The sequence below is a fragment of the Gracilibacillus halotolerans genome, from assembly GCF_014206945.1.
GTDB classification, from domain to species: Bacteria; Bacillota; Bacilli; order Bacillales; family Amphibacillaceae; genus Gracilibacillus; species Gracilibacillus halotolerans.
Genome location: NZ_JACHON010000001.1, coordinates 63,601 through 76,222, shown reverse-complemented (window position 1 = coordinate 76,222; position 12,622 = coordinate 63,601). Strand labels below are relative to the sequence as shown.

Here is a 12,622-nt window from a genome sequence, read left to right as displayed (position 1 = left end):
GTATGCGCAATATACCTAAAAAGCCTTTCTTCTTACCCGTTTCGAGGTGAAAAAAAGAGCTTGCAAAAGCAAGCTCTTTATCTATTTTTAATTACATAATATGAATTGGAGCATCTAAAGCTACATCAGCAGCTTCCATTACCATTTCACCTAGTGTTGGGTGAGCATGGATTGTAAGTGCGATATCTTCAGCTGTCATTCCAGCTTCGATTGCTAAGCCAAGTTCAGCAATAAGATCACTTGCATTCGCTCCTGCAACTTGCGCACCAATTAGTAAGCCATCTTCTTTACGAGTTACCAATTTAACAAAACCTTCGGACTCGTTTAGTGATAAAGCACGGCCATTTGCAGCATAAGGGAATTTAGCTGCTTTTACGTCGTAACCAGCATCTTTAGCTTCTTGTTCAGAATATCCAACAGATGCAAGTTCTGGGTCTGAGAATACAACAGCTGGAATTGCTTGGTAATCAATCGCACTCTTTTCACCAGCAATTGCTTCTGCTGCAACTTTACCTTCGTATGATGCTTTATGCGCTAGCGGTGGTCCAGCAACAATATCACCAATCGCATAAATACCATCTACGGTTGTACGACATTGGTCATCAATTTTAATAAGCCCTCTGTCATCTAATTCGATGCCAACTTGCTCTAAACCAATCTCCGAAGTATTCGGTCTACGTCCAACAGTTACAAGTACATAATCTGCTTCTACTGTTTCTTCTTTTCCATTTACTTCATATGTTACTTTTACGCCATCAGCACTTTCTTCTACGCCTTTAGCCATTGCTTTAGTGACAATCGTAGCACCTTTTTTCTCTAAACGCTTTTTAACGATGGATGACATTTGCTTTTCAAATCCACCTAAAATCTCGTCTAGACCTTCAAGGATTACAAGTTCACTACCTAGATTTGCATATGCAGATCCAAGTTCTGTTCCAATATATCCTCCACCAATAACTACTAGCTTCTTAGGAATCTCTTTTAAATTAAGTGCACCAGTTGAGTCCAATACACGATCAGAGAATTTAAAAGCTGGAAGTTCGATTGGAGTAGAACCTGTAGCAATAATACAGTTTTTAAATGTGTATGTTTGAGAGCTTTTCTCATCCATTACTTTCACTGTATTTTTATCTACAAAGTAAACTTCACCTTTTACTACATCTACTTTGTTCCCTTTCAATAATCCGGAAACGCCACCAGTTAATTTCTTAACAATGGATTCTTTATATTCTTGTACTTTGGAGAAATCAACAGTTGGATTTTCTGTTGTAATCCCCATTGTTTCTTCGCCTTTTGCTTTTTCATAACGGTGCCCTACTTCAATTAAAGCCTTAGAAGGAATACAGCCAACGTTTAAACAAACGCCACCAACTTCTCCTCTTTCTACTACCGTTACTTTTTGTCCAGTTTGTGCCGCGCGGATAGCAGCAACGTATCCGCCCGGTCCGGCACCAACTACAAGTGTATCAAGTTCTATTGGGAAATCTCCAACTACCATATAATTACCCCTCCATCATGATTAATTGTGGGTCTTGTAATAGACGTTTAATCTGGTTTAATGCGTTTTGCGCAGTTGCACCATCAACAATTCTATGATCAAAGCTTAGTGACAATGCAAGAACTGGTGCAGCTACAATTTCCCCATCTCTTACGATTGGTTTTTCAGCAATACGTCCGATTCCTAAGATAGCTGCTTCTGGGTAGTTAATAACCGGAGTAAACCACTGTCCACCAGCTGAACCAATATTTGAGATCGTGCTCGAAGCACCTTTCATATCGTTAGGTGCAAGCTTACCATCTCTTGCTTTTACAGCTAACTCGTTAATTTCTTGAGAAATTTCAAAGATGGATTTCTTATCTGCATGCTTCACTACAGGAACTAGAAGACCTTTATCCGTATCTGCTGCAATTCCAATATTGTAGTAATGCTTGCTTACAATTTCATCTGTTTCGTCATCAATAGACGCATTTAAAATTGGATATTTCTTAAGCGCAGAAACAAGTGCCTTTACCACATATGGTAGGTACGTTAACTTAATTTCTTGTTCCGCAGCAATTGGTTTAAATTTCTTACGGTGTGCAACTAGCTCTGTAACATCTATATCATCATGTAATGTAACATGCGGAGCTTTATGCTTCGAGTTAACCATTGCATTAGCAATTGCTTTACGGATACCACTCATTTTCTCTCTAGTTTCTGGGAATTCTTCACCAGAAGGAATAGAGGTTGTTTGCGCAGCCGCTGTAGTTGTTTCTTTTGTATCAGCTTGTTGTTCTGTAGACTGACCACCATTTGCAAATGCATCTACATCTTCACGTAATACTCTACCATTTTTACCTGTACCTTGAACTTGAGTAATGTCTACGTTGTTGTCACGTGCATACTTGCGTACTGATGGCATCGCAATTACGCGCTTGTCAGAACCTGAATTTGTGTCATTTTTGTCATCTGTAATCTTTTCGTCTGGTACACCAGCTTTTTCTTCTTCTTTAGCTTCTGGTTTGGAAGCAACTTCTTCAGAAGAGCCACTATCTTCATAACCTTCTGCATCAATTGTAATAATTGTTTCACCAACTGTAGCAACCGCACCTTCGTCAAAATGAACTTCCTTAACAGTTCCTTCAACAGGTGATGGGATTTCCACTACTGCTTTATCATTCTGAATTTCACATAGTACGTCATCTTCTTTAATTTCATCGCCAGGTTTTACAAACCATTTAGCGATCTCACCTTCATGGATACCTTCACCAATATCCGGTAATTTAAATTCAAAAGCCATTTAGAAACCTCCCGTCAAAATTTTTAGAAATTAATGACTTTATTCGCTTTTTCAACAATATCTTTATAGTTAGGCAGCCATACTTCTTCCGCTTGTGTAAATGCATATACTGTGTCAGGAGCCGCAACAGTTAAGATTGGAGCTTCTAAATGCAAAATAGCACGTTCTTGTACATTGGAAACGACATAACTAGCAATACCTGCTTGTCTTTGTGCTTCTTGTACCATTACCATTCTATTTGTTTTTTCAACAGACTTAATAATTGTGTCGAAGTCAACTGGCATTACAGTACGTAAGTCAATAACTTCTGCACTGATACCGTCTTTTTCTAATTCTTCCGCTGCTTTCAAAGATGCTTGAACCATTGCGCCGTAAGCAACTAAAGTTACGTCGGTACCTTCACGTTTAATGTTTGCTTTTCCAAGTTCGATTGTGTATTCCTCTTCAGGAACTTCTTCACGGAACGAACGATAAAGCTTCATATGCTCCAAGTAGATAACTGGATCGTTATCTCGGATTGATTGAATTAATAAACCTTTAGCATCGTATGGTCCTGAAGGAATTACTACCTTCAATCCCGGTTGTTGTGCTACTAATCCTTCTAATGAATCCGCGTGAAGTTCCGGCGTATGAACCCCACCACCGAATGGTGAACGAATTGTAATCGGAGCGTTTTGTGTATTTCCACTACGGTAACGTAATCTAGCCGCTTGACCATTCACGGCATCCATTGCTTCATATACGAAACCAAAGAATTGAATTTCTGGTACTGGGCGGTAGCCTTGTGTAGATAAACCTACAGCCATACCAATAATTCCAGACTCTGCTAATGGAGTATCAAATACTCGCTCTTCACCAAATTCAGCTTGTAATCCTTCTGTAGCACGGAAAACCCCACCGTTTTGGCCAACGTCTTCTCCAAATACTAAAACATTTTCGTCATTCTTTAATTCTACTCTTAAAGCGTCTGTAATCGCTTGGATCATCGTCATTTGAGCCATAATTTACTTCGACTCCTTTGCTTCGTATTCTTCCAGCTGCTCTTGTAAATGAGCCGGTAAATTTTCATACATATTGTTGATTAGCTCTGTAACTTTCATCTTCGGCTGAGCATCTGTCTTCTTAATAGCCTCTTTAATTTCTTCTTTAGCTTTTTCAATTACTTCGTTCTCTTCTTCTTCAGACCATAAACCTTTTTCTTCTAAGAATTTACGGAAACGAACAAGTGGATCTTTTTTCTCCCACTCGCTATCCTCTTCTTCCGTACGATAACGTGTTGGATCATCACCAGCCATAGTATGTGGACCGTAACGGTACGTTAATGTTTCAATTAATGTAGGACCTTCGCCTTTAACAGCACGCTCTCTCGCTTCCTTCGTTGCAGCATAAACAGCTAGGACGTCCATACCATCAACTTGGATACCTTCGATACCAGCAGCTACCGCTTTTTGTGCTAATGTTTCAGCAGCAGTTTGTTTTTCAACTGGAACAGAAATAGCAAAACGGTTATTTTGCACAACGAAAATAGCAGGAAGATTGTAAGCACCAGCAAAGTTAATACCTTCATAGAAGTCACCTTGAGATGTACCACCATCACCTGTATACGTTATAGCAACTGCATTTTTCTTACGCATTTTAAGACCCATTGCTACACCTGCAGCTTGGATGTATTGTGCACCGATAATAATTTGTGGACTTAATGCATTAACACCCTCTGGGAATTGATTACCATGGAAATGACCACGAGAGAATAAAAATGCTTGGTACAGAGGAAGTCCATGCCAAATTAATTGAGGAACATCACGATAACCTGGTAAAATGAAATCCTCTTTTTCTAAAGCAAATTGTGTCCCCAATTGGGAAGCCTCTTGACCTGCTGTAGGTGCGTAAAAACCTAAGCGTCCTTGACGGTTAAGAGCAATCGAACGCTGATCTAAAATTCGAGTGTAAACCATTCTATACATAAGTTCTTTAAGCTCTTCATCCGAAAGATCTGGCATTGCGTCTTCGTTTACTACCTTACCTTCTTCATTCAGAATCTGAAACGTTGGAAACTGTTCCTTGATATTTTCTAATGTACGTTTCAAAAAATTCACCTCTTCCTTTCTCCGTTTGGAAATTAAGCATATATTCTATAATAGCTTTCCCAAAAGATTAAAAATTCTGTATCTTACCTGTAATATTAAATATACCCTTCATGTGTCATTCTAATCCGACTCATTTAAGAAACTGTTACATTAATTTTTTGTAAAACAGGTGATACAATATTGATTCATTTATAGTTTAGCTTATATAAAGTATATGGTCAAACACTTTACACTCAATATAAAGAAATAATCAACCTAATGAAAAGGGTTTCAAACACCTGTATCATTCATGCTACCTCAAGCTGTTTCATACTAAAACGATCACTGTATTATTCCATTTTTAATGACTAATTTAATTCTAAATTCATTTACCTACTTTAACAAGAGAATCACGCCTCTTGCTAACTGAGTGTTTGTTTTAATATTTAAAAAAGATCCCGATTGTGACGCTTATCGGAATCTTTCTTATTATTATTCAAATACTATATTTAAATCCGTTGATTCATAAAATTCTCTTTTTTCTTGATTATATTGTTCGGTTAATGAGTTAAATGTATTGCTCAATTCTGTTTCTTTGTCGTATGTTTCATTCACAATTTCGATTTGTTTCTTTAGGTCTTCTTCTGTAAGTTCTTCATTTTTAAACAATTCGTATAGTTTTTGATTTTCCTCTAAGGATTCATGTGAAATTTCATTTAGCTCTTTAAAAGTATTGTATCTTTGCTCCATCGTATCCACTAATTTTTCTGCTTTTTCTTTCTGGTTCTCTTCTTTTAGTTCAGTAACAAGCTCGTTCACTTTAGTAAATTCCTCATTAGCCTCACTCATAATACTTAATTCTTCTTCTAAAATTTCTTTACGATTCTTTATTGTAGTTATAGCTTCATCTGCTAACTCGTTCACTTTGTCCATTTCATCTGCAGACAATTCAATAAGCTGACTATATATTTCTTGTTCCTTACTATCTAAACTAATTAATTCTTGTTGACTTTCTACAAATGGTTCTTCTAATTCAACCGATTTTTCCAAATGCTCGTACATATCATTCGTTACAGAATCACCACTACAAGCTGCAAGAATTAAAACAGTTGATATAATAATTAAAAATAATAATTTCTTCATTTTCAAAAAATCCTCCCACAACAGTATCTATAAAAGTATATGTAAACTTTTTATATTATAGCACAATCTTTAGAAACGATTAAAGAATCGAGTAAATGATTTTTCACCTTAACATGATTGTAATTATTTTGTCATATGTTTTATATCATGTTATTATCATTCATATTAAAGAGAGGTGTTGAAACGAATGATTACAATGAAAGATATAGTTCGCGAGGGACACCCTGCATTACGGGAAAAAGCGGCTGAAGTAACACTTCCTCCATCCGACGAAGATATTCAATTATTAAAAGATATGCTTACATTTTTGAAAAATAGTCAAGATGAAGAATTAGCCGAAAAGTACCAATTACGCCCAGGGGTCGGACTTGCAGCGCCACAATTAGGGGTAAAAAAGAGAATGATGGCAGTCCATTTTGAAGACTTGGATGGAAAACAATACAGTAATGGATATTTCAATCCAAGAATTATTGGACATTCTGTTGCGCAAACATTTTTATCCTCGGGTGAAGGGTGTTTGTCTGTTGATCGAGAAGTCCCTGGATATGTTCCTCGTTATAAAAAATTAACGATTAAAGCAATTGATTTAGATTTAAATGAAGTGACACTCAAATTAAAGGGATATAGTGCAATTGTATTCCAACATGAATTGGATCACTTAAATGGTATTATGTTCTATGACCACATAAACGAGGATAACCCATTTCATGTTCCCGAAAATGCTACACCATTAGAGGATTCTTAGTAAAAGGAACCAAGTTTTCATCTGTTGATGAAAACTTGGTTCCTTTTTTCTAGATGCTTCTATCGATTGCGCAAATACTAAGCTAAGACATTGAAAGTAATCATCGCTAATTCCAGTCGTAAACAAATCGCAACACGTTAACAACCTTGAATTCAAATTAGACCAATCTTTTCTAAACCTTTCGCAAGACCATCTTCAGCAACATCTTCTGTTACATAATCAGCAATCTCTTTTACTTCCGGTACACTATTTCCCATCGCCACTCCAACCTGAACCTTTTGCAGCATCTCCAAATCATTCAAACCATCACCAAATGCATATGTATCCTCAAGCTCGAAATCTGAATTTTTAATAAATTGCTCAATTCCATTGGCTTTCGATCCATTTACAGGCATTACATCACAAGAGAATTGATGCCATCGAACAAAACGCAGTGACGGAAATTCCTTTTCGTAAATAGTTTGTTCTTCTTGTTCATTAAATAATAAAACTTGATAAATAGGTAAATGCTTATAATAATTCGATTCCTGTAAAGGGAACTCTCTCTTTAAGCTGTTCATACCTGTTTTTATATGTGGATGATCTGCTACATTAGATTTCATATCGGAAGCAGACTGATAAATAACTGGGTGTTGTTTATCTGTTGAAAAAGCAGTGAGTCTTTCTAATTGGTCCATCTCAATCGGATTGGCATAGATAACTTTATTCTCATGAACCACATACTGACCATTAATGCTAACGTAGGAATGAATATCTAATTCATCGAGAATCTCCTGAAACATAAAAGGAGCTCTACCAGTAGATATTGCAACTGTAACTCCATTTGCTTTTAGTTTATTTATCGCTTGCTTAGCTGATGCTGGTATATTTTTATTATGGTCTAACAGTGTTCCATCAATATCTAAAAAAACAATCTTGTCCCCCATAGATGTCACCTCATTAATTTTTATTTCATTTTGATTATATCATACGTTTATGGGGAAATTAGAGGATAAGGAATACCGCTAATAAACGAAAAGGAAAATTATCCTATCTTTTTTGTTTCAATATTTTCAAAAACATACTATACTATAAAGTAATAGGGATTGGATCGGTTCATTATTACTTGCTATTTCTTTCTATCTTCAAAACGTAAGTATAGGAAGGAGCTGGAAGTTAAATTGTTGAAACGGTTAAAAGAAAGATTAAAAAAGCGCTTACGGGAAGTGCTTCGTAAAAAAGGTATACCTACTACAGCCAAAAGTTCTGAAAATATATACAAATAAACATAACAAAGGAGAGTAAATATGATTTATAAAGTGCTTTATCAGGAAAACCCTGATGAAATCCCTGTGCGCGAGCACACAAAAAGTCTTTATTTAGAAGCTGAGTCCGAAAAGGACGTTAGAATTAAACTAAAAGAGCGTAATATCAATATAGAATTCATCCAATTACTAAATGAGGCACATTTAGAGTATGAAAAAAATTCACCTGATTTTAAAGTGGAGACTGCCTAGAGATGAAATTCGTAAAAAATGACCAAACAGCAGTATTTGCACTAGGTGGACTCGGGGAAATTGGTAAAAACATGTACGGTGTGCAATTCCAGGATGAAATCATTATTATTGATTCTGGAATTAAGTTTCCTGAGGACGAGCTACTTGGAATAGACTATGTAATTCCTGATTATACGTACCTTGTGCAAAACGAAGATAAAATTAAAGGGTTATTTATCACTCATGGACATGAAGACCATATTGGTGGTATTCCCTATCTATTAAAACAAATTAATGTGCCTATTTACGCCGGCAAGCTTGCCATTGGACTAATAAAAAATAAATTGGATGAACACGGCTTATTAAGAAAAGCAAAACTGCATACCTTCCAAGAGGAGGATATATTTAAATTCAGAAAAACATCTGTATCATTTTTCAGAACAACGCATAGTATTCCTGACTCTTATGGAATTGTTGTAAAAACACCTCCAGGAAATATTGTGCATACTGGTGATTTTAAATTCGACTTTACTCCAGTTGGAGAGCCAGCAAACTTAACAAAAATGGCTGAGATAGGAAAAGATGGTGTATTATGTCTTTTATCAGACAGTACAAATAGTGAAGTACCCGGCTTCACATTATCTGAAAGAGTAGTTGGTGACAGCATCAACGATATTTTTGCCCGTGTTGATGGGCGATTAATATTTGCTACTTTCGCTTCCAACATTCACCGTTTACAGCAAGTTGTCGATGCGGCAGTCCGCACAAATCGTAAGATCGCTGTATTTGGAAGAAGTATGGAAAACTCAATTAATATTGGACAAGACTTAGGGTATATTAAAGCCCCTAAGAACACGTTTATTGATGCACATCAAATAAACCAGTTACCAGCTAACGAAGTGGTGATCTTATGTACTGGTTCTCAAGGTGAGCCTATGGCGGCATTGTCCCGAGTGGCGAATGGTACCCATCGTCAAATTAGTATTATACCTGGTGACACTGTTGTATTTTCATCTTCCCCAATCCCTGGGAATACACTTAGTGTTAGCAGAATCATTGATCAATTATATCGTGCAGGAGCAGATGTTATTCACGGTCCTTTAAATGATATTCATACTTCTGGTCATGGTAGTCAACAAGAACAGAAACTTATGTTACGTTTAATGAATCCAACTTACTTCATGCCAATTCACGGGGAATACCGTATGCAGAAAGAACATATGAAAATTGCGGAAAAATGTGGTGTTCCAGAGAAAAATTCTTTTATCATGGATAATGGTGAAGTGTTAGCACTTGGTAAAGATAGTGCGTCTGTCGTTGGTAAAATACCTTCCGGTTCTGTTTATATAGATGGTAGCGGAATTGGTGATATCGGCAATATCGTCCTTCGTGATCGAAGAATCTTATCTGAAGAAGGTTTAGTTATTGTAGTAGTAAGTATTGATATGGAAGACTTCAAAATTGCTTCTGGTCCAGATATCATCTCTCGCGGTTTCGTTTATATGAGAGAATCCGAAGATTTAATCAATGAGGCACAGAAAATAGTTGCCAAACATTTAAACAAAGTAATGGAAAGAAAAACAACACAGTGGTCTGAGATTAAAAATGAGATCACGGACACTATTGCTCCATTCCTATATGATAAAACAAAAAGAAGACCGATGATCCTTCCAATTATTATGGAAGTTTAATCACAAAAAAATGACCTTTTCATAGGTCATTTTTTTTGCTTACATATGCGAATTGACTAATCTTCTGCTACTAAAATTCTCTCGAATTTTGAGATATCTTTGTCCGCACCAATAACAATCAAAATATCTCCCTTATCAATTTTTAGATTAGGCTCCGGCGAAACATTAATCCCTTTATTATACGCATTTTTAATAGCCACAACGTTACAACCATATTTCGCACGTATATCTAAGTCAATTAATGTCTTTCCATGCATCTTTTTACCAGCTTTTACTTCTACGATGCTATGCGCGTCGGAGAGTTCCAAGTAATCAAGTATATTTGTAGATATAATACTATGCGCAATCCGTTTCCCCATATCTCTTTCTGGATGCACCACATGATCCGCACCTATTTTGATCAATACTTTTTCATGGTAATCATTTTGTGCTTTTACTGTTATTTTCTTAACCCCTAATTCTTTTAGCATCAGTGTTGTTAATATGCTTGCTTGGATGTCCTCTCCAATTGCCACAATGACGTGATCAATATTTCGCATCCCTAATTCCTTTAAAACTTTTTCATCTGTTGTATCTGCTATGACCGCATGAGCAGCAATGTCTTTAAATTCATTTACTCTATCTTCATCACTATCGATAGCTAGGACGTCCATCCCTTCAGCACTTAACTCCTTGCAAATACTGCCACCGAACCTTCCTAGTCCTATTACTGCAAATTCTCGTTTCATCGTTGTTCCCCCATTTATGATTTAAGTATAGTTTAGACGAATATGTGTGTAGATGCAAAAACAAATAAGTAAAAGAAAACAATTTTAAGTTATACTTTTGGGTTCTAACAGAAAAAGATACGGATAGTAGATATCCGTATCTCTCATCTTATAATGCATCTAGCATATCAAATTGCGACTTGACTAAGTGGTAATATTCGCCTTTTGCTGCCATTAATTCATCGTGACTGCCTTGTTCAAGAATTCTCCCTTGTTCCAATACAATTATTTTATCGGATTCTCGTATCGTTGATAGGCGGTGAGCAATGATAATTGCTGTTCTTCCTTCAAGCAAGATACGAAGAGCTTCTTGTATTCTTACTTCTGTTTCTGTATCGATACTTGCAGTTGCCTCATCTAGTATGAGGATTCTTGGATCTGCTAGTAACGCACGGGCAAATGAAAGGAGTTGCCGCTCTCCCGCAGAAAGAATACTACCTCGTTCCTCTACTTCTGTTTTGTATCCTTTCGATAATCGCTGAATAAAATCATGCGCTCCTACTACTTTTGCAGCTTCAATTACTTCCTCATCCGAAGCATCAGGACGTCCAAATCGTATATTTTCCATTATAGTTCCAGAGAATATAAATGTATCTTGCAACACAACAGAAATATTCGTTCGTAAACTATCAAGTTTCATATCTCTTAAGTCATAACCATCAATCTTAACAGAACCTTTTGTAGGATCGTAAAATCGACTAATTAAATTCGCTATCGTGGATTTCCCTGAGCCTGTATGCCCTACAAGTGCGACTGTCTGACCTTGTTTCATTTCTAAAGAGATTTCATGCAAGGCTATTCGATCCTCGTCGTACGAAAATTGAACACGATCAAAAACGATATGACCTCTCATATTTTTGAAATCTTTCGCATCCGCTTTTTCTTCGACGTTTGGTTGTTCATCTAAAAATTCGAAAATTCTTTCGGATGAAGCCATAGCAACTAACAACTGATTATAAATCTGGCCAAGTCTCGAAATCGGTTCCCAGAACATTCCTAAGTAGAAAGCAAAAGCTACAAAAGTCCCTACTACAATAGTTCCTTCCAATATTAAGTGAGCACCAAAAGCAATCAAAATAACAGTCCCAATAGCGTTGCTCATCTCGACGAAAGGTCCAAAGTAAGCACTCTTTTTCATTGCTTGACGTTCCATTTCATAATTATCCGTGTTAACACCACTAAAGTACTCTGTGTTTTCATTCTCTTGTGCAAATGACTGAGTAATCCGGATACCTTGAATACTCTCATTTAAATGTGAGTTTAATCTAGATTTTTGTACACGGACGTCTTGCCAAGCTCTTCTTATCTTTCTTCGAAGCTTTGTTGATATAAAGAACATGATTGGCAAAATAACTAATACAGCCAACGCTAATGGTGGACTAAGTACAAATAATAAAACGATAATTCCGACCAACATGACAATATCTGTTAATAAGTTGATAATACCATTAGTAAATAGTTCTTGAAGTGCGTTTACATCATTTAAAATTCTTACGAGTATCGAACCAGCGGACCTCTTATCAAAAAAGTTATGAGATAGACGCTGGACATGTGAGAATAATGATTTCCTTAAGTCATAAATAATTCGTTGTCCGAGAATATTAATCCACTTGATACGGTAAACGTTCGCTACATAGTTGATTAGGTATAATATCGAAATACCGATGATAAGGTATGTAAGTAAGCCTGCATCATTATTAGCAATCGCTATATCAATGACTACTTTACCTATTAAAATCGGTACGACGAGTCGAACGATTGTTGCGATTAACATGGCTATCATAGCCGCAGGAAATAGATTTTTTAAGTATGGTTTCAAATACTTCAAGAGGCGAAGCATTTGTTTCCAATTAAATGGCTTTTCAATAGCTTGATCTAGTGGATAGTAAAATCGATTCAAATGTGGATTTTGCTTTCCCTTTTTCCCTTCTATACTGGTACTTGCCATATTACTT

At 36.4% G+C, this 12,622-nt stretch carries 11 protein-coding genes; 3 read left to right on the top strand and 8 right to left on the bottom strand.

Going from position 1 to position 12,622, the window contains the following annotated elements; all coding sequences use genetic code 11:
* Window positions 1-91: 91 nt before the first annotated feature.
* The 5 genes from lpdA to GGQ92_RS00355 all read right to left on the bottom strand — a co-directional run bounded on the left by lpdA (window position 92) and on the right by GGQ92_RS00355 (window position 5,989).
* Window positions 92-1,498: a dihydrolipoyl dehydrogenase gene (gene lpdA, locus GGQ92_RS00375; RefSeq protein WP_184243402.1), complete on the bottom strand. Its 1,407-nt coding sequence runs from the start codon at window positions 1,496-1,498 to the stop codon at window positions 92-94.
* A 4-nt stretch (window positions 1,499-1,502) separates the two neighbouring features.
* Window positions 1,503-2,780 (bottom strand): dihydrolipoamide acetyltransferase family protein, encoded by a 1,278-nt coding sequence (locus tag GGQ92_RS00370; RefSeq protein WP_184243400.1) that lies wholly within the window; start codon window positions 2,778-2,780, stop codon window positions 1,503-1,505.
* A 23-nt stretch (window positions 2,781-2,803) separates the two neighbouring features.
* Entirely contained in the window at window positions 2,804-3,781 is a 978-nt protein-coding gene (locus GGQ92_RS00365; RefSeq protein WP_184243398.1) for an alpha-ketoacid dehydrogenase subunit beta, read from the bottom strand.
* 3 nt (window positions 3,782-3,784) lie between these two features.
* A complete protein-coding gene (gene pdhA / locus GGQ92_RS00360) occupies window positions 3,785-4,867 on the bottom strand; it encodes a pyruvate dehydrogenase (acetyl-transferring) E1 component subunit alpha (protein WP_184243396.1) in 1,083 nt (360 codons plus the stop codon).
* 471 nt (window positions 4,868-5,338) lie between these two features.
* Complete coding sequence (locus tag GGQ92_RS00355) at window positions 5,339-5,989, bottom strand: YkyA family protein (protein WP_184243394.1); 651 nt, start codon at window positions 5,987-5,989, stop codon at window positions 5,339-5,341.
* Between the two features lie 187 nt (window positions 5,990-6,176).
* On the opposite strand from GGQ92_RS00355, the gene def reads away from it, so the two are divergent.
* The gene (gene def, locus GGQ92_RS00350) at window positions 6,177-6,734 is read left to right on the top strand and encodes a peptide deformylase (RefSeq protein ID WP_184243392.1); all 558 of its coding nucleotides are present in this window, start codon (window positions 6,177-6,179) and stop codon (window positions 6,732-6,734) included.
* A gap of 152 nt (window positions 6,735-6,886) precedes the next feature.
* Here def and GGQ92_RS00345 read toward each other — a convergent pair whose 3' ends face one another.
* Entirely contained in the window at window positions 6,887-7,660 is a 774-nt protein-coding gene (locus GGQ92_RS00345) for a Cof-type HAD-IIB family hydrolase (RefSeq protein WP_184243390.1), read from the bottom strand.
* A gap of 360 nt (window positions 7,661-8,020) precedes the next feature.
* On the opposite strand from GGQ92_RS00345, the gene GGQ92_RS00340 reads away from it, so the two are divergent.
* Together GGQ92_RS00340 and rnjA are read left to right on the top strand one after the other, a co-directional pair.
* Window positions 8,021-8,230: a DNA-dependent RNA polymerase subunit epsilon gene (locus GGQ92_RS00340; protein ID WP_184243388.1), complete on the top strand. Its 210-nt coding sequence runs from the start codon at window positions 8,021-8,023 to the stop codon at window positions 8,228-8,230.
* A 2-nt stretch (window positions 8,231-8,232) separates the two neighbouring features.
* A complete protein-coding gene (gene rnjA, locus GGQ92_RS00335) occupies window positions 8,233-9,900 on the top strand; it encodes a ribonuclease J1 (RefSeq protein WP_184243386.1) in 1,668 nt (555 codons plus the stop codon).
* Window positions 9,901-9,956: 56 nt separating this feature from the next.
* Here the strand turns inward: rnjA and GGQ92_RS00330 are convergent, their stop codons facing one another.
* On the bottom strand, window positions 9,957-10,628 hold the full coding sequence (locus tag GGQ92_RS00330; RefSeq protein WP_184243384.1) for a potassium channel family protein: 672 nt from the start codon (window positions 10,626-10,628) through the stop codon (window positions 9,957-9,959).
* A gap of 148 nt (window positions 10,629-10,776) precedes the next feature.
* Complete coding sequence (locus GGQ92_RS00325; RefSeq protein WP_184243382.1) at window positions 10,777-12,615, bottom strand: ABC transporter ATP-binding protein; 1,839 nt, start codon at window positions 12,613-12,615, stop codon at window positions 10,777-10,779.
* Between the last annotated feature and the right edge of the window lie 7 nt (window positions 12,616-12,622).